At 64.4% G+C, this 22,304-nt stretch carries 19 protein-coding genes; 11 read left to right on the top strand and 8 right to left on the bottom strand.

The window, feature by feature from the left end; genetic code table 11:
• Window positions 1-118: 118 nt before the first annotated feature.
• The 8 genes from BoBH3_RS19915 to BoBH3_RS19880 form a co-directional block, all read right to left on the bottom strand.
• Window positions 119-1,576 carry a phospholipase D-like domain-containing protein gene (locus BoBH3_RS19915; RefSeq protein WP_262332604.1) on the bottom strand — a complete coding sequence of 486 codons (1,458 nt, stop codon included), beginning with the start codon at window positions 1,574-1,576 and terminating at the stop codon, window positions 119-121.
• Window positions 1,577-1,676: 100 nt separating this feature from the next.
• Window positions 1,677-2,828: an aminotransferase gene (locus BoBH3_RS19910; RefSeq protein ID WP_262332603.1), complete on the bottom strand. Its 1,152-nt coding sequence runs from the start codon at window positions 2,826-2,828 to the stop codon at window positions 1,677-1,679.
• The gene (locus BoBH3_RS19905) at window positions 2,825-5,149 is read right to left on the bottom strand and encodes a molybdopterin guanine dinucleotide-containing S/N-oxide reductase (RefSeq protein WP_262332602.1); all 2,325 of its coding nucleotides are present in this window, start codon (window positions 5,147-5,149) and stop codon (window positions 2,825-2,827) included. Before BoBH3_RS19905 ends, BoBH3_RS19910 begins: the two co-directional genes overlap by 4 nt.
• A gap of 62 nt (window positions 5,150-5,211) precedes the next feature.
• The gene (locus tag BoBH3_RS19900) at window positions 5,212-5,799 is read right to left on the bottom strand and encodes an HD domain-containing protein (RefSeq protein WP_262332601.1); all 588 of its coding nucleotides are present in this window, start codon (window positions 5,797-5,799) and stop codon (window positions 5,212-5,214) included.
• Window positions 5,796-6,932 carry an alpha-hydroxy acid oxidase gene (locus BoBH3_RS19895; RefSeq protein ID WP_262332600.1) on the bottom strand — a complete coding sequence of 379 codons (1,137 nt, stop codon included), beginning with the start codon at window positions 6,930-6,932 and terminating at the stop codon, window positions 5,796-5,798. Before BoBH3_RS19895 ends, BoBH3_RS19900 begins: the two co-directional genes overlap by 4 nt.
• A 34-nt stretch (window positions 6,933-6,966) precedes the next feature.
• A complete protein-coding gene (locus BoBH3_RS19890) occupies window positions 6,967-7,794 on the bottom strand; it encodes an ABC transporter permease (RefSeq protein WP_262332599.1) in 828 nt (275 codons plus the stop codon).
• Between the two features lies 1 nt (window position 7,795).
• On the bottom strand, window positions 7,796-8,776 hold the full coding sequence (locus tag BoBH3_RS19885; protein WP_262332598.1) for an ABC transporter permease: 981 nt from the start codon (window positions 8,774-8,776) through the stop codon (window positions 7,796-7,798).
• A 42-nt stretch (window positions 8,777-8,818) separates the two neighbouring features.
• Window positions 8,819-10,387 carry an ABC transporter substrate-binding protein gene (locus BoBH3_RS19880; protein ID WP_262332597.1) on the bottom strand — a complete coding sequence of 523 codons (1,569 nt, stop codon included), beginning with the start codon at window positions 10,385-10,387 and terminating at the stop codon, window positions 8,819-8,821.
• A gap of 254 nt (window positions 10,388-10,641) precedes the next feature.
• On the opposite strand from BoBH3_RS19880, the gene BoBH3_RS19875 reads away from it, so the two are divergent.
• The 11 genes from BoBH3_RS19875 (at window position 10,642) to BoBH3_RS19825 (ending at window position 21,915) form a co-directional block, all read left to right on the top strand.
• Window positions 10,642-12,273 (top strand): ABC transporter substrate-binding protein, encoded by a 1,632-nt coding sequence (locus BoBH3_RS19875; RefSeq protein ID WP_262332596.1) that lies wholly within the window; start codon window positions 10,642-10,644, stop codon window positions 12,271-12,273.
• Between the two features lie 33 nt (window positions 12,274-12,306).
• Window positions 12,307-13,497 (top strand): mandelate racemase/muconate lactonizing enzyme family protein, encoded by a 1,191-nt coding sequence (locus BoBH3_RS19870; protein ID WP_262332595.1) that lies wholly within the window; start codon window positions 12,307-12,309, stop codon window positions 13,495-13,497.
• A gap of 22 nt (window positions 13,498-13,519) precedes the next feature.
• Complete coding sequence (locus BoBH3_RS19865) at window positions 13,520-14,194, top strand: 4-carboxy-4-hydroxy-2-oxoadipate aldolase/oxaloacetate decarboxylase (protein ID WP_262332594.1); 675 nt, start codon at window positions 13,520-13,522, stop codon at window positions 14,192-14,194.
• Entirely contained in the window at window positions 14,194-15,165 is a 972-nt protein-coding gene (locus BoBH3_RS19860; protein ID WP_262332593.1) for a Bug family tripartite tricarboxylate transporter substrate binding protein, read from the top strand. The genes BoBH3_RS19865 and BoBH3_RS19860 overlap by 1 nt, the downstream gene beginning before the upstream one ends.
• On the top strand, window positions 15,162-15,959 hold the full coding sequence (locus BoBH3_RS19855) for an RraA family protein (RefSeq protein WP_262332592.1): 798 nt from the start codon (window positions 15,162-15,164) through the stop codon (window positions 15,957-15,959). The genes BoBH3_RS19860 and BoBH3_RS19855 overlap by 4 nt, the downstream gene beginning before the upstream one ends.
• Window positions 15,960-15,964: 5 nt before the next feature.
• Entirely contained in the window at window positions 15,965-16,879 is a 915-nt protein-coding gene (locus tag BoBH3_RS19850) for a DUF1932 domain-containing protein (protein WP_262332591.1), read from the top strand.
• A 35-nt stretch (window positions 16,880-16,914) separates the two neighbouring features.
• Window positions 16,915-17,322, top strand: a complete 408-nt coding sequence (locus BoBH3_RS19845) for a tripartite tricarboxylate transporter TctB family protein (RefSeq protein WP_262332590.1) — start codon at window positions 16,915-16,917, stop codon at window positions 17,320-17,322.
• Window positions 17,322-18,821 (top strand): tripartite tricarboxylate transporter permease, encoded by a 1,500-nt coding sequence (locus BoBH3_RS19840; protein WP_262332589.1) that lies wholly within the window; start codon window positions 17,322-17,324, stop codon window positions 18,819-18,821. Before BoBH3_RS19845 ends, BoBH3_RS19840 begins: the two co-directional genes overlap by 1 nt.
• A 35-nt stretch (window positions 18,822-18,856) precedes the next feature.
• The gene (locus BoBH3_RS19835) at window positions 18,857-19,822 is read left to right on the top strand and encodes a Bug family tripartite tricarboxylate transporter substrate binding protein (RefSeq protein ID WP_262332588.1); all 966 of its coding nucleotides are present in this window, start codon (window positions 18,857-18,859) and stop codon (window positions 19,820-19,822) included.
• 10 nt (window positions 19,823-19,832) lie between these two features.
• Window positions 19,833-20,726: a DUF1932 domain-containing protein gene (locus BoBH3_RS19830; protein ID WP_262332587.1), complete on the top strand. Its 894-nt coding sequence runs from the start codon at window positions 19,833-19,835 to the stop codon at window positions 20,724-20,726.
• Between the two features lie 160 nt (window positions 20,727-20,886).
• Entirely contained in the window at window positions 20,887-21,915 is a 1,029-nt protein-coding gene (locus BoBH3_RS19825; protein WP_262332586.1) for an ABC transporter substrate-binding protein, read from the top strand.
• The last annotated feature ends 389 nt before the right edge of the window (window positions 21,916-22,304 follow it).

Raw genomic sequence — 22,304 nt, 5'->3', positions numbered from 1 at the left:
CTACGGACCCGTTCGAATCGAACGTTGGAAGATGAAAATCCATAGCGTCAGAGATGTGACGCTATCGTTCTAGAGGCTGGCACAGGCCTTGGACAGGTACCGGGAAGGCTCTTCCTGCCTAGAGATAAGGCGAGCCGAGCCAGATCAGCCTGTCCAGCAGCCGGATCGGATAAGGCCGGGCGCGCAGGGCGGCGAGCGTGACCTTGTTGGCCGTGGCTATCACTCCTTCTATCCTGCGGTCGATCTCGCCGGCGAATGCGTGGTCGAGCACTTCGACATCGATCTCGAAGTTCAGCCTGAGGGAGCGCGGGTCGAGGTTAGAGGAGCCGACATAGGCCCAGCTTCCATCGACCACGAACAGCTTGGAATGATCGAAGGGGCCGGTCGCGCGCCAGATCCGGCAGTAGTTCTTGAGAATCTGGTCGAATTGCGCGGTCATGGCCCGGTCGACCAGCACGAGGTTGTTGACCGAGGGTACGACGATGTCGATGTCGACGCCTCGCCTTGCGGCGGTGACGAGCGCGCTGATGAATTCCTGGTCCGGCAGGAAGTAGGGCGACATGATCCGGACCGACCGGCGCGCCACCGAAAGCGCGCCCATCAGCAGCTTGTGATTGGTCTCCAGATAGGAATCCGGTCCCGAGGGCACGGCCCGCACCAGAACTCCGGTCGATTGGGCCCCTTGGTCGGCCGCCGGCGGCGCGATCTCCCAGGGCGGCCCGGTAAGTTCTTCGCCGGCGGCGAAGCGCCAGTCCTCCGCCGCGACGGCGAAGAGATCGGCAACGACCGGGCCTTCGAGCCGGAAATGCGTGTCATGCGCGAAATCCTCCCCCGCGAACTCGCGGGTGAAGCCCTGACGGATGTTCATGCCGCCCATGAAGGCGACCGCCCCGTCGACGACCAGGATCTTCCGGTGCGTCCTCAAATTCGCATAGGGCAGCTTCAGCCCCATGATGATGTTGCCGTTGAAGACGTCGAACCCTACGCCACCCTCGCGCAGATGTCCGGCGATGCTCGGCACCGAATAGCGCGCGCCGACCGCGTCGATCAGCACCCGCACTGCGACTCCGCGTCGATGCGCCCCGATCAGCGCGTCGGCAATGCGCAGGCCTGCCGGGTCGCGGTCGAAGATGTAGCTTTCGAGGATGATGCTGCGCCGGGCGCCCTCGATGGCGGCGAGCATCGCCGCGTAGGCCTCGTCGCCCGTGTGCAGGGTCGTGATGGCGTTGCCGGTGGTCAGCGGGTGGCGCGCGACGCGGTCGCCCAGCGTCTTGAGGGCGGTGAAGCGCCGGCCGAAGTGTGCAGCCACCGCCTCCGTATCGGCGTGGAAATCGTCGCCCCTCGTGCCGTGGCCGGGGCGCTGGGCCAGGATCGTGGCGCGCCGAATGCGGTTGACGCCGGCGATGGCGTAGATCAGTGGCCCGATGATCGGCGAGAGGATGATGACGCCGACCCAGCCGATGGCGGCGCGCACCTCGTCCTTCGTCATCACCGCATGGGCGCTGGCGACGACCGTCATCGCCAGCGAAATGATGGCAAGGACATGCGGCCAATAGGTCGAGAGAATCTCCCACATGTTGTGGAAGCTAGCGCTTGGCGTGTCGCGGTGAAACTGCGCGTCATCCCTGCAGGAGCGTCATTCTCGGGCGGAGCGCAGCGCAGGCCCGAGAATCTCATCAGGCGGCGCGGCGCAGGCGCGCCAGCCGCTCCAGCGCGGCGTCCAGGGTGGCATCGCGCTTGGCGAAGCAGAAGCGCACCACGTTCTTCACCGCGCTTTCGGCATAGAAAGCGCTGACGGGGATCGCCGCGACGCCGTTCTCCGTCACCAGACGCCGGCAGAAATCGACGTCGTCGGTCTCGCCCAGCGGGGCGATGTCGACGTTGAGGAAATAGGTGCCGGCGCTGGGCAGCACGGAAAAGCCGAGGTCCTGCAGGCCCGCCGTGAAGCGATCGCGCGAGCGCTGGAAATCGGCCCGCATGCCCTCGAAGTACCCATCATCCTTGCCGAGACCGTAGGCCACCGCGGCCTGCAGGTTCGGCGGGGTGGTGAAGGTGATGTACTGGTGCGCCTTGGCGAGCACCCGCATCACGGAGGGCGCCGCCATGACGAGCCCGACCTTCCAGCCGGTCAGCGAGAAGATCTTGCCCGCCGACGAGATCTTGACCGTGCGCTCGCGCATGTCGGGCCGGCCGAGCACGGGGACATGACGGTGGCCGTCGAAGACGACATGCTCCCAGACCTCGTCGCAGATCGCGATGGCATCGTGCCGGACGCAGAAATCGGCAAGGAGATCGAGATCGGCCGGGCTGAAGATGGTCGCGGTCGGGTTGAGCGGATTGTTGAAGAGCACGACCTTCGTCTTCGGCGAGAAGGCCTTCGCCAGCGCCTCCTCCGTCAGCCCGAAATGCGGCGGGGTGAGCGTGACGAATTTCGGGATGCCGCCGGCGCGCCGGACCAGCGGCACATAGGCATCGTACATCGGCTCGAACAGCACGACTTCGTCGCCAGGCGTGACCAGCGCCATCAGCGCGCCGGCAATCGCCTCGGTCGCACCCGAAGTCACCATCACTTCGGTCTCGGGATTAAGGTCGAGGCCCTGCCAATGCTTGTAGTGGGTGGCGACCGCCTGGCGCAGTTCGGGGATGCCCATCATCGGCGGATACTGGTTCCAGCCATGGATCACCGCGTCGGCGGCCTTCTGCCGCACGTCGATCGGGCCCGGATCGTCCGGAAAGCCCTGGCCGAGGTTGACCGCGCCGGTTTCACGCGCCAGCCCCGACATCACCTCGAAGACGCTGGTCGAAAGGGCGGAGAAGATCGGATTCATCGGTTCTGTGTCTCTAAAGCAGGCGGTAGGAAGGCTGTGAGTGCGGGCAGGGGCTCGTGGAAGAGCTCGATTTCGACGAGGCACGAGTGAGCGCTGGGGCCCTGTGCCAGGCGCGAGGTCCCGCGGTCGTCGGTCAACACGTTGGGGTTGCCGTGCTTATCCAGCGAATTGGAGCGGGCCGGATCGAGCGGATCGTACCAGGCCCCGGTCGAGAGTTGCACCACGCCAGGCAGCAATGCGTCGGAAAGAACCACCCCGGCCAGGCAGGAACCGCGGTCATTGAAGACCCGGACGATATCCCCTGCGGACAGTCCGCGTTTGCCAGCGTCCTCGGGATGCATACGGACGGGCTCGCGCTCTTTGATCTTCGAGGCGCGCGAGTGGCTGCCATGATCGTATTGGCTGTGCAGCTTCGTGGCGGGCTGGCTAGAGATGACATGGAGCGGGAAACGTGCGGTGAGCGTCGAGCCCAGCCATTCGTGCGGCTCCCGCCACACGGGATGGCCGGGGCAGTCGTCATAGCCGAAGCGAGCGATCGTTTCGGAGAAGAGCTCGATCCTGCCGGAAGGGGTGGGCAGCGGATTGGCTACCGGGTCTGCGCGAAACGCCCCCAGGAGCGGCGACAGATCCGTGGGCGGCGGCAGCACCGTGATCCCCGCGCGCCAGAATGCCTCGAAATCCGGTAGCTCCAGCCCTTGCTCCGCGACGCGCTGGCGCGCGATCGTATAGAAGTGGCGCAGCCATGCTTCGACATCGCGCCCTTCGGTGAATGCCTCAGCGACGCCCAGGCGCTCGGCCAGACCCGACAGGATGCCGAAGTCGTCCCGAGCCTCCCCGGCCGGCTCCGCCAATTTGTGAGAAGCCGCGATCTGAAGATCGCGAGCTGAGCACGCGATGTCATTTCGCTCCATCTGGGTCGTTGCCGGAAAGACGATGTCGGCATGCCGAGCCAGCCCGTTCCAGAACGACTCGTTCACGATCACCACTTCCGGCTGGCGCCAGGCCGTGACGAGACGATTCAGGTCTTGATGGTGGTGAAAGGGATTGCCGCCGCACCAGTAGATCAGGCGGATATCGGGATAGCGCCGCTTCTCGCCGTTGAAGTCGTAGGGCGCCCCCGGCGCCAGCAGCATGTCGGCGATGCGCGCCACCGGAATGTAGTCGCTTACGGCGTTGGTTCCGCTGGGCAGGGACGGCCACGAGAAGGGATACATCGCGCTGCCGACGCCGTTGGCGCAGCCATAACCGAAGCCGAAGCCGCGACCGGGAAGGCCGATGCCGCCCAGCATGGCAGCGAGCGCAATCGCCATCCAGAAGGGCTGCTCGCCATGGTCGGCCCGCTGGAGCGACCAGGACATCATGATGAAGGTCTTCTTGGCGGCCATGCGCCGCGCCAGAGCCGAGATGACGTCGGGCTCCACTCCGGTCAGGCCTGAGGCCCAATCCGGGTCCTTGGGAGTGCCGTCCACCTCGCCCAGCACATAGGCCCGCAGCCGATCGAAACCGATGGTCAGGCGCGCCAGCGCCGCCTCGTCATGCAGACCTTCCGTGATGAGCACATGGGCGATCGCAAGCATCAGGGCGGTGTCGCTGCCCGGTCGCGGTGCCAGCCATTGCGCGTCGCATTCAGCGAGCGCGTCGTCGCGGATCGGGCTGACGGAGACGAATTCCGCCCCCGCTCGGCGGCAGGCGGCCATCTCCTCGCGCAGGCGATGACGGCTGATGCCGCCGGAGCCTACCTGCGCGTTGCGATGTGGTGTGCCTCCGAACATCACGATCAGCTCCGCATGGCCGACGATGAGTTCCCAGGGCGTATGATGCGTCGCCAACCCCTGCAGGCTGCCGAGCACGTGCTTCACGATGATTTCGGCCGCCGCGAAGCTATAGTTCTGAACGGAGCGGGTATATCCGCCGATGCTGTTCAGAAAGCGATGGATCTGGCTTTGCGCGTGGTGAAAGCGTCCCGCGCTCGACCAGCCATACGATCCCCCGAAGATGGCCTTGTTGCCATGCCCGGCACTGACGCGGGCGAGTTCACGCGCCGCGAGATCGAGCGCCACATCCCATTCGACCTCGACAAAGGGCTCGATGCCCCGGCCTTGCCCGCCAGCTGCAGCGCCGCGCTCCAGGAAGGAACGCCGGACCGCGGGCCTCATGATCCGCGCGGGCGCGGTGCGTCCTTCGATCATCGAAGCGACGATGGGCGACGGATCGGGGTCCAGCTCATACGGCTGTAGCTCGGCAAGGGCTCCATCCGCAAAGCGCGCGCGGTATGTGCCCCAATGTGTCGAGATGGTCGGGCTATCGGGAGGCGGCAGCATGTCTGACTCGCAAGAACTGGGTGCCATGAACGGGCGTGACGCCGAGGGATCGGCCTGCGCCGTCACAGCGTTCGCCTGGTGAATCCGGGTCTCACGCCGCTGCGCACAAAGGCGTGGTCCGACGCGAAGGCATCGGCATGGTGCAGGATCTGGCCGAGGATGGTCTCTCCACGGAACGGTGCGTCGTTGGCGTGGGTCGCGACGGTGGTGACGACGATGTCCGCGAAACCGAGTTCCTGCAGCAGCATCGCCCCCAACACACCGTGCGGCACGGCCTTGCCGACAGGTGTGCTGATGACCCGATCGTCCGTCCGGGCATAGATCAGGGGCTTGTCGATGTCGTGCAGAAGAAGGATCGGAATGAGCTCGTCATCGTCGATCCTATAGCCCCAGTCGAGGCGCGCACGCTCCGCCAGATCGATGCCGTTGCGCGCGACGTCGTTGACGTGGTCGATCAGGGAATAGCCGGGTGAGATTGGGGAGTGCGGGACCTGGCGCAGGTCCTGATAGGCGCTCGATTTCCAGGAACTCACCCAGGCCGTGACGACCGCGTCGCGCACGCTGGGCGCAATCGCGTCCAAGCTGTGCAGGAGTGCTGCAACCGGCTGGCGCTCCTCGGCTGTGCCGCGCCGGATCTTGTAAAGGCTCATGCTTGCCGGCCCCGAGCAACGCTGTCGAGGTCGGGAAACGGCTGGTAGGGGCGCGACGCATCCACCGGCACCACCGATCTCAGCGACGCCGGCGACAGCTCACCCACCGAGGTCGCGCCCAGCAGGGACATGACCCCTCGCACCTCCTCGCGCAGGATATCCAGCATCCGGCGGACGCCTTGCTCCCCGCCGGCTGCGAGCGCCCAGCCATGGAGCTTGCCCAGTCCGACCGCGCGCGCGCCGAGCGCCAGCGCCTTCACGATATCGCTCCCGCGCACGAAGCCGCTGTCGATGACGATTTCCGCCCGGCCCGCTACCGCGGCGACAACCTCTGGCAGGATCTCGATGCTGGAAGCGGCATGGTCCAGCTGGCGGCCGCCATGGTTCGAGACGTAGACGACCTTGGCCCCAGCCTCCACGGCCAGAACGGCGTCTTCTGCCCCCTGGATGCCCTTCAGGATCACGGGCAGCGGCGATGCCGCGATGATCTCAACGATCAGACCCCAGTCCGCACGCGCAAGGTGGCCGTCCGTGACAGTAGGATCGGCGCCGAGATTCGGGCGGTCGAGAACAGTGAGCGGCGAGAATCGGTTGAGGATATCCCGCTCTCGCCGGCCGACCACGGGGAGATCAACCGTGATGCAGACGGCGTGGAAGCCGAGCTTCGCCGCCCGCTCGATGATGGCAAGCGCCCATTCGCGGTCGCCCCGCAGATAGAGCTGAAACACGAGGGGCGAAGACGCATGGCGCACGACCTCGTCGAGAGGCGTTTCGGAATGCACGCCGAAGAAGAGCGTGGTTCCCGCCGAGGTCGCTGCGCGTGCGGAGGCCGGCGCGCCGGCCCGGTGCAGTACGCCCAACGATCCGATCGGAGCCAGGAACACCGGCAAGCTGAGGGGAAGCCCGAGCAGCGAGGTCGCGGTATCGACCGACTGGACGTTGCGCAGCACGCGCGGACGCAGCCCGATGCCGTCCAGGGCTTGCCGGTTTCGCCGCAAGGTCAGCTCGGATTCCGAGCCGCCGCTGAGATAGTCCCATATCGGCTTTGGCAGGTTGCGCTGCGCTTCATCGAAGATTTGCCGCGTCACGGAAAAGCTGCCGTTATCGGCGCTGGAAGGAACAAGTTGGGTCATGGGCCAGTCGTTCTGGATTGGGTGATGTTGCATCTCAACGCTCGCCGAGCCGTGGGTTGAGCCGGTCGGCGAGGTGGTTTCCGAGCAGGGTCAGGCAGATCACTGTGAGGAAGATCGCGAGGCCGGGGAGGGCCGTCATGTACCAGGCCGTCCGCAGAAGCTGGCGGGCATTGCCGATCATGCTGCCCCAGGAAACGACATTGGGATCGCCGAGGCCTAGGAAGGCGAGGGCGGCCTCTACCAGGATGGCGTGCGCGACCACGGCCGCGGATATGACCACCACGGGCATGATGCTGTTCGGCAGGATGTGACGCAGCAAGATTCGGCTATGGGACAGCCCCATCATCGTCGCGGCCGCCACGTAGTCGACCTTTCGAACCCGCATCACTTCGGCCCGCGACAGGCGCGCAACCTGGGGCCAGGCCGTGATGCCGATGGCGAACATGATGCTGGTGATCGAGGGCTGCAGGATCACGACGAGCACCATCGCGAACAGGAAGCTTGGGATGGTCTGGAAATACTCGGTGATACGCATCAGGGCGGCATCGGTTCGGCCGCCCCAGTAGCCCGCGGTCGCGCCGATCCCGGTGCCCAGCAGCAGCGCCAGCGCCGCCGCGCCGAAACCGATGAGCAGGGAGACGCGGCCCCCATAGGCTAGTTGCGCCGCGATGTCCCTGCCGAGCTGGTCGGTGCCGAGGTAATAGCGGGCCGACTGGAACGGCCACTGGGTCGGGCGGGCCACCATGGCCATGGGATCTTCGGGAAAGATGACGTGGGCGATCACGGCGATGATCACCATTCCGAGCAGTAGCAGGAGCGACAGCGCGCTCACCACGCCGGCTGCCGAGACCGAGCGACGCATGTCAGCCCTCCAGCTCAATGCGGGGATCGAGCGCCGCATAGACGAGATCGACCACGAGATTCATCAGGATGACCAGCACGGAGCTGAAGAAGAACAATCCCAGCAGCAGGTTGACGTCGCGCGCGCCCACCGCTTCGAACGCCAATCGCCCCAGCCCCGGCCAGGAATAGACGGTCTCGATCACGATCGAGCCGCCGAGGATCGAGCCGAGCTGGAGCCCTGTCAGCGTCACGATCGGAAGGATGGCGTTGCGCAGCGCGTGTCGAAACACCACGAGCCGCTGCGGCACTCCCTTCGCACGCGCCGTGCGGACATAGTCGAGATCCTGGACCTCCAGCATGGCTGAACGCGTCATGCGCGCGTAGAGGGCGACATAGGACAGCGCCAGGGTCGTCGCAGGCAGGACGAGATGACGCGCGATGTCGCCGAGGAGCGCGAACGGCCCGGGATGGATGGCGCCGGTCGTCGTCATGCCGCCGACCGGCAGCCAGCGCAGATGCACCGAGAATAGCACGATCGCCAGCAACCCGACCCAGAACGTCGGCATCGCGAAGATCAGCGAGGAGAACAAGGTGACGCCCTGGTCGACGATCCCGCCTCGCTTGCGGGAGGCGGTCACGCCGGCAACGACTCCGAGGGCGAGCGCGATACCGATGCTGGTCAGGAGCAGCAGGAGCGTTGCCGGCAGTCGGTCCCAGATCAGGGTGAGGACCGACATGTTGTAGCGGAACGAGTATCCGAGGTTGAGGCTCAGCATGCTCACCAGGTAGCGGTAGAACTGGACGTAGTCCGGCTGATCCAGTCCGAACTGCTGCTTGAGCATCGCCACATATTCTGGCGTCGCAGAGCCGCCTTCTCCGGCGATGACGTCGGCGAGATCCCCCGGGATCAGCTTCAGCAGGATGAAGTTGACGGCCACGATTGCCAGCACGACCGGGACGGCCTGCGCCAACCGCTTCAGAATGTAGAGACCAACACGCATGATACTGGAATCAATCGATCGGAACGTTCTCGACGGGCGTTCTCAGGTGGAGAAGCGGACATTCTTGAGGGAGGTCGTCACACCGTCGGGGGAGGTGTTGAAGCCAGTGACCGCCTTGCCGTGGACCGAGAAATGCCCGAGCTCGAACAGCGGCAGGACTGGCAGGTCGGTTTGAATGCGACGCTGGAGCTGCTTGAAGAGGTCGGCGCGCCTTGCTTCGTCGGGCTCGACACGGGCCGCCTGGATGAGTGCATCCACCTCCGGATTCCCGTAACCCGACGCGTTGACCCAAGGGATGCCCTTCGTCGCGGCGTTTGACAGGAACTGCCGCGGCATCCCGATTTCCGGATCGAGGAAATTGGCCATCTGGCCGATGTTCACGTCGAAGTCGTACTCGGCAAAGACCCGCCGGATGTATCCGGCCATATCGGTGGCCACGATCTTGGCGTCGATCCCGACCGCCCGGAGGTTCTGCTTGATGTATTCGGCAGTGACGCGGAAATTATCGTTCAGGGGCTGGAAAAGCAGGTTCAGCGAGAAGCGCTGCCCGCTTGCTCCTGCCTTGTGCCCGGCCTCGTCCAGCAGAGACTTGGCTGCTGCCGGGTCGAACGCATAGCGCGGCACGTCGGCAGTGTAATAGCGTTGCGATGTCGAGACGACAGGCCCAGTTGCCGGTTTGACGAGCCCGTACCAGACGGTATCCGCAAGGCCTTCGCGGTTGATGGCATGCGCGAAGGCGCGCCGAACGCGAACGTCTGCCAGAATCGGATTGCGCAGGTTGAACTCGGCCCGGAAATAGGCGGCCTCCCACTGATAGCCGCGGCGTTCAACGATGAGCGAGGCGTTGTCCTTCAGGCGAGCCACGTCGGCGATCGGCACCGGGCTCCACGGTGCGAACTGAACCTCGCCGGCTTCCAAGGCAGCGGAGCGTGTGGCTGCATCCGGCAGAAACCTGAAGACGATCCGATCAAGGTAAGGACGGCCTTCGTCCCAGTAGTCCGAGTTGCGTTCGAGTTCGAGAAACTCGCCTTGCCGTAGTTGCCGAAACCGAAAGGCTCCTGTTCCCACCGGCTGCAGATTGTGCGGGTTAGTCAGCACATCCTTGCCTTCATAGAGATGCGCCGGCAGCACGGGCGCCTCCACGGCTGTCAAGGCGTGTGAAACGACGAGGGAAGGACGGCTCAGTTTGAAGATCGCCGTGTGATCATCAGGTGTCTCGACCGCATCGACGACGGCGAACACGGAACGCCCACGAGGATGGATCTTCTTCCAGACCTCGAGGAGGCTGTACTTCACGTCACGCGATGTGAACGGCTTGCCATCGTGCCAACGCACATTGGGGCGCAGCTTGAACGTGATGCTCAAGCCATCGGGAGAGGCGGCCCAATGCTCTGCAAGGCTAGGCCTCAACTCCATTCCGTCGCCATAGGCGAGCAGGCCCTCGATGATATTCGGCGCGACGAGTGTGACCGACGAATTGACGTCGACGGCGGTCAGGAACGTGGACGGAGCAGGCCAGATGGCGGCCTGGAGGGTCCCGCCGCTTACCTTGGCGGCAATACCTCCGGATCGAAGTGTGGCAGCCGCGCTCGCCGCCAGGCCAGTCAGCAATAGCCCGCGCCGTGAGAGCACGCCTGAGCGACCACGAGACCTCGAACGATCATTTTGGGGAGGCATAACGCAAATTCCAAACTACTGAACGGTCGCGTTGACGCGCTGTCGACAAGCGAGCAATTATAAGTATTAATATCTTAGATCGGCAGAATGTTTTTCCAAATTACAACCAATTTATGTTTAGATGTTCTATAATCGAATTGAAATTCGATCATACATTCCTTTGATATTCGACTTTCGTTAGGCGATGTTTGCGCGACATTGTTGGTTCGAAGGCAAAAACGGGTATGACGAAGAATATCTCCCGCCGTACAGCCATCGCGGGGGCGCTTGCTGTGCCATTCGCGCTAGCAGCTGGAACTGCTCCGATCCTCGCTCAGGCGCAAGGCGATACGTTGATCGCCGTTATACAGCCCGAGCCGACGGTTCTCACCTCGACCTTCAACAATACCTACGCCAACGGCGTGGTTTCGGTGAACGTCTTCGATGGTCTCGCGAGCTATGACGAAAACCTGCAGCCGGTTCCCAGTCTCGCAGAACGCTGGGAGACGTCGGAGGACGGCCTTTCGATAACCTTCCATCTCCGGAAGGGGGTTAAGTGGCACGATGGCAACGAGTTCACGTCGGCCGATGTCAAGTTCAGCCTTCTGGATGTCTGGAAGAAGCTTCATGCTCGTGGGCGGCTGACCTTCCAGTATGTCAAGGATGTCGAGACGCCGGATGCGCACACAGCCGTGCTGCGGCTGTCTCAGCCTTCGCCTGTAATCTTCGCCGCGTTGAATGCCTTCGAGGCGCAGGTGCTTCCGAAGCATCTCTACGAAGGCACGGATGTCACCAAGAACCCGTACAATCTGAAGCCGATCGGCACGGGTCCCTTCCGATTCAAGGAGTGGAAGAAGGGTGAATCCGTCGAGCTCGAACGCAACCCGGAATACTGGGACAAGGGGAAACCCCACTTCCAGCGCCTGATCTTCCGGATCATCCCAGATGCGGCTTCACGCGCCGCGGCCTTTGAAACGGGGGAGGTCCAGTATTCGCCCTACAACGCCGTATCGCTCGCCGATGTCGCGCGGCTGCGCGAGAACAAGAGTCTCGCCTTCAACCTGCGCGGCTACGAGTGGCAGGCCCAGTACAACTTCCTGGAGTTCAACCTCCGCAACGAATACCTGAAAAACCCGAAGGTCAGGCATGCGATCGCTCATGCGATCGACAAGCAGCGCCTCATCGATCTCGTCTGGTTCGGCGTCGGCCAGCCCGCCACGGGCCCGATCCCGTCCACTCTCACGAACTTCTACACGAAGGACGTACCGTCCTATCCCTTCGACCTGAAGCGGGCTGCGGCACTGCTCGATGAAGCCGGCTATCCGAAGGGCGCCAACGGGGTGCGCTTCACGCTGAACATCGACTACGTGCCGTTCAGCGACACTTACCAGCAGAGCGCAGAGTTCATCCGGCAGAGCCTCAAGCAGGTCGGTATCGAAGTCTCAATGCGAAACTCCGACCTGCCAAGCTACATAAAGCGCATCTACGGCGCCTATGACTTCGACCTGAATACCGGGCTGTTCTCGGCCTATATGGATCCGCAACTCGGGCTCATTCGCCAGTTCTGGTCCAAGGCAATCGCGGCCGGAACTCCGTGGACCAACGCTTCCGGTTACGCCAGCCCTGAGATGGACCGCGTCATCGAGCAGGCCGGGCTTGAAGCCGACGGCAAGAAGCGGGTGGAGCTGTTCCACCAGTTGCAGCGGCTCGCGCAGACCGATCTGCCGATCCTGACGCTGTTCGAGGTCAACAACTTCACGATCTACAGCAGCAAGTTGACCGGCATCAGCAGTGCCCCGGACGGCGCCCTGTCTTCGCTGAAGAACGTCCGTCCCAAGTAAGCGCACACCAGATATCGCTCGTCAGGTCACCTCATGAAAATCGTTCGCGTTGAAACCTTCTTCTACCACCCTGGTAGCGGGAAGAACCTCCTCTTCGTTCGGATCGAGACCGACGAGGGCATCCACGGCTGGGGTGAATCCTATGTCAGCGTGAAGAAGGAGAAGGTGGTCGATCAGTACCTTCGGGCGATCGCGCCTTACCTGGTCGGCCGCAGTGCTTTCAACATTCGCCACCTCGGCCAGGTGCTGTTCGACGACTTCGCCATTCGGCGGTCCTCGGTCGATTTCCTGTGCGCCTGGAGCGCGATCGAGATCGCGCTCTGGGACATCGTCGGCAAGAAGGCGAACCTCCCACTTTACAACATCTTGGGTGGCGCCTCGCGCGAGGCGGTTCGCGTCTATGCCAATGGCTGGTGGTACGGCGTCGATTCCATCGATTCGACGGTGAAGAAGGCGCTGGAAGTGAAGGAAATGGGCTTCACAGCCCTCAAATGGGATCCGTTCCCGGGTCCTTGGCGGACCTTCATCAGCCAGCAGGAAGAAGACTATGCCGTCGATAACGTACGCGCCGTGCGGGAGGCGCTGGGGCCGGATTTCGACCTCCTGATCGACGCGCATCGCCGTGTCGCGCCGTACCACTCGGCACGCGTCGCCCGGCGCCTCGAGGAGTTCGGCATCTACTGCTACGAAGAGCCCTGCCTCTCGGACAATCTGGATCTCGTCGCTGAGGTCCGCAACCAGATCTCGACACCGGTCGTCACGGGCGAAACGCTCTACACCAAGGAAGATTTCAAGCGAGTCTTCGAGAAGCGTGCAGCCGATATCATCAACCCTGATATCTGCGCTGTCGGCGGCATCGGCGCGATGCTGGACATCGCGGCCCTGGCGCAGCCCCACGCGGTGGCCGTCAGCCCGCACAACTACAACAGCACGATCGTAGGCCTCGCAGCGACCGTCCATTTCTCGGCGGTGATCCCCAACTTCACGATCGCCGAGCTGTTCATCAACCTGCTGCCGGCCTGCGACGAGCTCGCGGTCAATCCGCTCAAGATCAAGGACGGCTACATCGAGCTGCCGACCGGGCCCGGGCTGGGCGTCGATCTCGACAAGGACGTGCTCCTGAGCCGCCCCTACAAGGACTTCCCGCACAAGGACATGCGCCAGTACTGGGAAGAATTCCCGCGCAAGAACTACGTTTGGGGCGTCGCCAACGTCACGCGTTGACCTGACATATCGGAAGAATCCAATGAGCAAGATCGATATCGACTTCCCGCGCCCGACCAAGGCGCAGATCGAGGCTTTCGCCAAGATTTCGGCCGCAACGGCGCATGAGGCCTTCGATCGCGGCGGCGCGGTGGACTCGGCCATCAAGCCGATCTACCCGGGCCTTCGCGTTCTCGGGGCCGCGTTCACCCTTTCGAGCCCGCCGCTCGACAACCTGACGCTGCATGCGGCGCTCAAGCTCGCCAAGCCGGGCGACGTGCTGGTTTGCGACGCCACCGGCTTCACCGAGCAGGGGCTTTTCGGCGACGTCATGGCGAGCTGCGCGGTCGGCCGCGGCATTGCCGGCCTGGTGGTGGATGGCGGCGTGCGCGACGCCTCGACCATCCGCGAGATCGGCTTTCCCGTCTTCTCCCGCTCAATTTCTGTCAAGGGCGCCGTCAAGGAGAACCTCGGCACGCTGGCCAAGCCGATCGTGCTCGGTGGGCTGACCGTCAACCCTGGCGATCTGGTGATCGGCGATGATGATGGCGTCACCATCATCCCGCTCGCCCAGGTCGATGCGGTGCTGGAAGCCAGCAAGGCCCGCGAGGAGAAGGAGGCTCGCTTCCGCGCCGCTCTCCTCACCGGCAAGACCACCTGGGACATGCTCGACCTGGGCGCCGTCCTGCGTCGCAAGGGCGTGGAGTTCGACATCTGATGGCCGTCTCGCGCCGCATTCTCTTCGGCGCCGTTCTCGGCGCCGTCCTGTCCGCTCACGCCGCGGGCGCCCAGGACTATCCTTCGAAGCCGGTGCGCGTCGTCGTGCCTTTCCCGCCCGGCGGCGGGACGGATCTCTACGCACGCGAACTGTCACAGGCCCTGGCACAGCGCCTCGGCCAGCCATTCGTCGTCGAGAACAAGCCGGGCGCCTCCGCGACCATCGGCACAGAGCTCGTCGCCAAGGCTGCGCCTGACGGCTACACGATCCTCGTCACCTCGAATTCGCTGGTGACCGCGCCGGCGCTCAATCGCAAGCTGCGTTTTGATCCGGTCAAGGATCTGGCTCCGGTCACGCTCGGGGCGGACCAGCCAATCGCGCTTGCCGTTGCGCCCGCCGTGAAGGGCGGGTCGCTGGGCGAGGTGCTCGCCGACATCAAGGCCAACCCCGGCAAGTACAACTATGTGACGGCCGGCGTTGGCTCGCCCCAGCATCTGACGACCGAGCACCTGCGCTCGCTGACCGGCATCGACGCCGTGCATGTGCCGCTGCAGGGGCAGGGGCCGATGATCACGGAACTGATCTCGGGCCGCTCGCAGATCGGCTTCCTGGTGTTCAGCTCTGCCAAGCCGTATTTCGACAACGGGCAGCTCCGCAGCGTCGGGATTGCTGGCCCCAAGCGCACCGATGTGGCGCCCGGCCAGGCAACCCTCGCCGAGGGCGGCATCAAGGATTTCGCCGTGCAGTGGTGGCTCGGTGTCCTTGCTCCGGCAGGCACGCCCGAGCCGATCGTCCAGAAGCTGAACCGCGAGATCGTTGCGATCGGCTCCGAGCCGGCCTTCCGTTCGAAGCTGGCTGCTGCCGGCATCGACGTGATCGGATCCTCATCCGCCGAATTCGCGAAGGCGATCAAGGACGATCTCGCGCTGTGGACCTCGATCGTCGACAAGAACGGGATCGAGGCGAAGTGAGCGCCCTTCCCTTTACGCCCGCTGTGCATCCGCAGGTTGCCGCGGCGCTCGAAGCGCGAGCAGAGAAGCTGGTCGGCCTGCTGCCGGCCGAACTCATCCGAACCGTCGAGATCGAGCGCCCGTCGGCGAGCCTGATAAGCGGCTATCGAGCGTTGCCTGATCTCACCTCGCTTGTTGCCGATATCCTCGACGAACTGGGTTTCGATACCGCAATTCCGACTGGGGCACTCGCTCCGCTCGCGCCGGGGCAGCGTGTCGTCGGCCCGGCGGTCACGGTCCGGCATAGCCGCGTTCGACGCCTGCCGGGCCGCCCGGATAGGGCGCCGCGCCTTGGCGGCCTCGACCAGATCAGCCTGACGCAGGCCGGCGACGTTCTTGTCATCGATGCAGGTGGTGAGGAGGCGGCTTCGAGCTTCGGCGGGTTGATGGCGGCCGCAGCCCTGCAGCGGCAACTGGCGGGTATCGTCGTGGACGGCTGCGTCCGCGATGCCGAGACCATGCGGCGCGCGGGCCTCGGCGTCTGGTCGCGGAGCACGACTCCGCGTACGGGGAAGCATCGGCTGGAGCTCGTCGAGTTCAACGGCAGCGTCGACATCGCCGGCACGCAGGTCTGGCCGGGCGATATCGTTCTGGCCGACAGCGATGGCGTGCTGATCGTGCCGGCGGCAGTCGCCGGCGAGGTCCTTGGCAAGGCCCAGGCCGCGGCCCAGCGGGAGACCGTCGTGGTGAACTCCATCGCCGAAGGTGCTTCGGTCGAGGAAAGCCTCGCCATCCTTCCACCCGAGAAATGGTGAGCGGGATGCCTCTCGACCCACCCGCAATAGGTATCATAGGCTTCGGCGAAGTTGGTTCGAGCTTCGCGCGCGGCCTGCGCGAGGAGGGCGTAACCGACATCCTCGCTTTCGACAAAGGCCCCGGCCAGCGCCAGCGCGATCTGGCGGCCGCCCGGGCGCGGGAACTCGGCGTCCGGCTCGTCGAGAGCATCGACGTGCTTGCCGATCGTGCGGTCATCTTCAGCGCCGTCCCGCAGGATGCGGCTCTGGAGGTCGTCGGCAAAGCCGGTCAAAGCCTTTCGGCAACGACGATTTTCGCTGACGTCAATTCGCTCAGCCCCGAGGTGAAGCGTCGTGCCGCGATGCTGGCCGAGGGCGGCCCGTCTTTCGTGGACGGCGCCATCATGAGCGTCCCGATACAGGATCTGCATCGCGCGCAGATCCTGGCGTCCGGCGGAGCGGCGCATCGTTTCGCTGAACTGCTGAATCCGTTGGGCATGCGGATCGAAGTCGTCGGCAACGAACCCGGGGCAGCGGCCGGCATCAAGATCATTCGCAGCCTGCTGATCAAGTCGATCGAGAACGCGCTCGTCGAAGCCCTGGTCGTGGCCCGGCGCCACGGACTCGCGGACCAGGTGACGGACAGCTTCTGCAACCTTCTGGATGCCAAGCCCACGCGCAGCTTCGTCGACTTTTTGGTTCAGTCCCACGCCGTTCACGCATCGCGGCGTCTCAAGGAAGTCGAAATGGCGATCGAGACCGCACGCCAGGTCGGCGTCGGCCCCCTCCTGGGCCGCGCTACCGTTGAGCGGCTGCGCCTGACCTCAGAGACCGAGGGGCTCCGGCTCGACCGGCAGGCCCCGTCGCTCGAGGAAGCGCTCGCCATCCTCGACGCCAACTGGCCGGATCCCGCTCTGGACTGGCGGGGGTTGGTGTCGTGATCGCGCGTTGGAAGGGTGATGCCTGCGCCGGGATCGTGCTGGCCTTGCTCGGCCTGGGCGTGATCGCGATGGCTAGGAGCTACTCGATCGGGGGCGCTGCCCGCATGGGCCCCGGATACTTCCCTCTGCTGCTCGGCGGCTTGCTTGCTCTGCTGGGAGCGCTCATCGCGGTGAAGGCCTATCTTGCCGCGCCGCAGGACGTGATCCCCGCTGCAGACTGGCGCGCCCTCGCATGGGTGCCGCTGGCTATCCTGCTCTTCGCATTGGCAATCGAGCGGTTCGGGTTGGTCGCGGCAAGCCTTGTTCTCATCCTGGCCGCGGGCCTCGCCTCGCGCCAGACCAGACTCCTTGAATTGCCGATCCTGGCCGCGGCCATGGCTGTTGTCGCGGTCCTCATCTTCGCGAAAGGGCTCGGCATGCCTCTTCGCATCTGGTTCTTCTGATGTCCGATGTCGGTACTGGTCTTCTGCTCGGGCTGTCGGTCGCCCTGACGGCGCAGAACCTGTTCTATTGCTTCGCGGGTGCGGTGTTCGGCACGCTCGTGGGTGTCCTGCCGGGTGTCGGCCCGGTGGTGACGATCGCGCTGCTGCTGCCGGTCACCTTCACGCTAGAGCCCACCAGCGCACTGATCATGCTCAGCGGCATCTTCTACGGCGCCCAGTATGGCGGCTCCACGACCTCAATCCTGCTCAACATGCCGGGTGAGACCTCATCGGTCATCACATGTCTCGATGGCCATGCGATGGCGCGTCAGGGCAGGGCTGGAGCGGCACTCGGGATATCGGCGATCGGATCTTTCTTCGCCGGCACGGTCGCGACGCTGGTCGTTGCGTTGTTCGCCCCCGCGCTGACACGGCTGGCGATAGCGATCGGCCCGGCTGATTATTTCTCGCTGATGACGCTGGGCCTGGTGGGCGCCGTCGTGCTGGCGCAGGGCTCGCTGCTGAAGGCGATTGCCATGGTCGCGCTCGGCCTGCTGCTCGGGCTCGTCGGCACGGACGTCAACTCGTCCGTCGCGCGGTTCGATTTCGGCGTGCCGGAGCTGACCGACGGGCTCAATTTCGCCGTCGTCGCGATGGGGCTTTTCGGTATCGGCGAAATCCTGACGTCGTTGGAGCGGAATGTCGGGGCCGGGCACATAGCCGCCTATGGCCGCGTCCTCCCCAGCCTCGCCGAATTGCGCCAGAGCGCCATGGCCGTCTTGCGCGGGACCGGCATCGGGACGGTTCTCGGTGTGCTTCCCGGCGGCGGCCCGTCGCTGGGAGCCTTCGCTTCCTATACGCTGGAAAAGCGCCTCTCGCGCGAGCCTTCGCGCTTCGGGCGAGGGGCTATCGAAGGCGTTGCAGCGCCGGAATCGGCCAACAACGCGGCCGCTCAAACCTCGTTCATACCGCTGCTCACGCTCGGCATACCTTCCAACGCTGTCATGGCGCTGATGATCGGCGCGATGATGATCCACGGGATCACGCCCGGTCCCCAGGTCATCACTGCGCGGCCGGACCTGTTCTGGGGCGTGATCGCCAGCATGTGGGTCGGCAATCTCATGCTGCTACTGCTAAATCTCCCTCTGATCGGGCTCTGGGTTCGCGTGCTGCGCATCCCCTACCGCCTGCTTTATCCGATCATTCTGCTGTTCAGCTGCGTCGGGATCTACAGCCTTTCCAACAGCACGGTCGATGTCGCGCTTGCCGCGGGCTTTGGCGTGCTCGGCTATGTTTTGACCAAGCTCGCATTCGAGCCGGCCCCGCTGCTTCTTGGCTTCGTCCTGGGACCGATGATGGAAGAGAACCTGCGCCGGGCGATGATCATGTCCCGTGGCGACCCCTCGGTCTTCGTGACGGAGCCGGTCAGCGCTGGCCTGCTTGCCGCCGCGGCCATCCTGCTTCTCCTCACCATTCTGCCGACTGTCCGACGAGGGCGTGAAGTCGCCTTCCAGGAATAGCCGCGTCCCTCGCAACCTTACCGGAACTCCCGCCCATGCTACGTCACCTTCTCGGTCTCGCGGCTTTGCTGACCGCCGCTCTGCCAGCTCATGCCCAGTCTTATCCGGATCGACCGATCCGGATCGTCGTGCCCTTCGCGGCAGGCGGCGGGCAGGACATCCTCCTCCGTCATGTCACGCCGAAACTGAGCGCCATTCTCGGCCAGCAGGTCATCATCGACAATCGCGCCGGCGCCTCCGGCAACATCGGCACGTCGCTCGTCGCCAAGGCCGCGCCGGACGGCTACACGTTGGGCCTCGGCAGCAACTCCACCCATGCGGCGAACCACGCGCTGTTCAAGGGATTGGACTTCGATCCGATCAAGGGTTTCGACCCCGTCATCGTGCTGGCGCAAACGCCCCTGGCGCTTGTGGTGAACGCAAACGTCCCGGCGCGCACCGTTCCGGAACTCGTGGCCTATGTGAAGGCGAACCCCGGCAAGGTGAACTACGCTTCCGCCGGTGTGGGCTCGCCGACCCATCTCAGCGGCGTTCTCTTCAATCGCGTCGCGGGGACCGACCTGGTCCACGTGCCCTTCAAGAGCTCGGCGCCGGCTCTGGTCGATCTCGTCGCCGGCAGGGTTTCGGTGATGTTCGACACGTTTCCCGCCACGACCTCTTTCGTGAAGGCAGGCCAGTTGCGCCAGCTCGCCGCCGTCGGCTTGGCGCGCTCCCCGAGCGCGCCGGACCTTCCGACGCTGAGCGAGGCAGGCTTTCCCGGGGTCGAGACCTATTTCTGGAGTGCTATCTTCGCTCCGGCAGGAACGCCCCAGCCCATTCTGGACAAGCTCAACCGCGCCTTCAACGAGGCTCTTGCGGACCGAGAGGTCACCACCAAGCTCGAAGAGCTGGGCTATGTGCTCGTCAAGGACAGCAAGCCTGAAACCGCTCGCGCCTTCGTTGCGGCCGAATTCAAGAAATGGACAGAGCTTGTCCGGCTCGCCGATATCCAGCCCGAGTGAACGCGCGACAATGACCGAACCCCTCGCTTCGCCACGACTGGCCTTCGTAGGCTTCGGGGAAGCTGCGGCTGCCATCGCCACGGGCCTGCGCGAGCAAGGCCTAACCAGAATGGCGGCCGTGACGCGAGCAGGTCCTGGGGGGCCTGCCGGGCTGCTGGCGGAACGCCTTGCTGCTGCTGAGGTTCTCCACCTCGAAGATCCCGCCGATCTGCACCAGGCAGATGTCGTGTTCTCGCTTGTGCGACCATCACAGGCACTGGTTGCGGCGAAAGAGTACGCGCATCGCCTCGGCCAGACGGCACTGTACGTCGATATGACCTCGGCTGGCCCCACAGAGAAGGGCGAGGTGGCCGATGTCATCACCGCGCAAGGCATCGATTTCGTGGATGCGGCGATCGTCGGCGCGCCGGCGGCATCGCGCCACCAGGTCTCGATCGTCGCGTCGGGCGCCCGGGCCGCGGAGCTGGCTGAACGCTTCGTGCCCTATGGAATGCGGATCAAGCCGGTTGGGGTGCGGACGGGGGCCGCATCCGCGATCAAGATCGTACGTAGTGTCTTGGCGAAGGGGCTCGAGGCGCTTTACGTCGAGGCTTTGCTGGCCGGCGACAAGCTCGGAATCGCCGATGGGGTCCTGTCCAGCTTCTGCGATTTTTTGGACGAACGACCAGCGATTGATACGGCTGCGATGCTGGTTCGCTCACACGTGCTCCACGCTGAGCGTCGAGCCGACGAGATGCGGATGTCAGCAGCCGTCTTGTCATCTGCCGGCGTCCCGCCCGTCATGACGCAGGCCATGATCGACGTCATGGAGAGGACGGCAGGAAGCGGCGTTGCTAAGCAGTTTGCAGGGAAGCAGCCCGCCGACCTGGACGCAGCGCTTGCGGCGATACGTGCATCACTTTGATCAGGTGCAATGTGGTGGAGCATTGTTCTGACGAGAGCTCGGGGTTCGATGTGTTTTGTCTCCCGATAGACCTTTATTGAGAAGCACTCTCCTCGACGCCGGTGTCATAACGCGCCGACCGTTCCGGTCTGGTTGCAAGCTTGGCACGCGGGGTTTTGGCATGATCGATCGTAGGACGCTCCTTGCCTTGGCTACGGCCTGCGCCGCGGGCATCCGGCCGGCATTCTCTCAGAACGCGCCACTGCGGGTCGGCTATGTGCCTGTCATCGGAGCGAGCGCGCTGTTCGTCCTCGCCGGCGACGGATCGGCGAAGGAAGCTGGCCTCGACCTCAAGCTCACCAAGTTCGATTCCGGGCCCAACGCAATCCAGGCCTTTGCGTCCGGCACCATCGATATCCTGGTGATCGGCGTCGCACCGGTCGCGGTCGCCCGCTCTCGTGGCCTCGCGGCTTCAGTCGTCGCCGCGGGCGCCGTCGGCGGCACAGCGTTCCTCGCAGGGCCGACGCTCGCCAAGGCTTTCGCGGATAACGGCAACGATCCTGCAAAGGCCTTCGCCGCGTTTCGCTCCACGGCCGGGCGGAAGGCCAAGCTGGGCACGCTTCCCCCGGGAGGTGTCCCGACCGTTGCGCTGCATCATTGGCTCTGGAAGGTGGGCAAGGTCGATCGCGCTGATGTCGAGATCGCCAATATGGGCATCGAGGGCGTGCAGCAGGCTATGCTGACAGGCGCCATCGATGGCGGCACGCTCCTGGAGCCTTCCGCCACGCTAGTTCCCGAACGCGACCCGCGGATCAAGCGCATCGTGAATTCGCCCGACATGTTTCCAAACATTCCGGGGGTCGTGGTCGCGGCCTCGGGCGAGCTTCAGAAGGCCCGTCCGGATGCGGCGGATCGCTTTGTCGCGCTGTTTCACCGCGCAACCGAACTGATTCGGAGCGATCCAAAGAAGGCTGCTCCGTTCGTTCTTGCCGCACTCGGCGGAGACCTCGTCTCCGAGGCGACCATCGCCAATGCCCTGGTGTCGCCGGCAGTCAGCTTCGTCAACGATCCCGCAAAGATCCGCCAGGCGACGGAGGCGCTGCTCGCCTATCAAGTCGAACTCGGCGATTTTTCAAAGGCCCCCTCGCTCGACGGGCTATTTGACCAGGCCGCCTACGAGCGCGGCATTCGCGTGCCGCTGCGGCCCTGAGGCAACGCCCGTTCAGCTGCCTACCGGCTGGTGTGTTGCTGGAGGAGCGCAACGGCTCCGCGACACTACTTGCCGTTGCGGCGACGGCTTTCGCCGGTGCGCGTCCAGTGCAGGAATGCCGACAGGCGCAGCAATGCCTGAACGATGAAATTGAACGGGATGATCATGGAGCTTCCTCAAAGCAAAGGAGCCCACGGCAAAGCACGTGGTGCTTTTAGCATTGATGACGCGGTGCAAGCTGCTCCAACAAATCCCGCGATCGTCATGATTTGATCAACGACGATGGACCCCATGATCGTTGGTCAGCGGCTCCCGGTCAATCGAATGCCTTTTCAAATACCTTTCGAATACAGCCAAGGATTGGCTGTCCGAAGGCCATGGGAAGGTGG

This window comes from Allobosea sp. BH3 (genome assembly GCF_025499465.1).
Classification (GTDB): Bacteria; Pseudomonadota; Alphaproteobacteria; order Rhizobiales; family Beijerinckiaceae; genus Allobosea.
The sequence above is the reverse complement of the archived record's forward strand: the minus strand, read 5'-3'. Positions and strand labels throughout refer to the sequence as shown.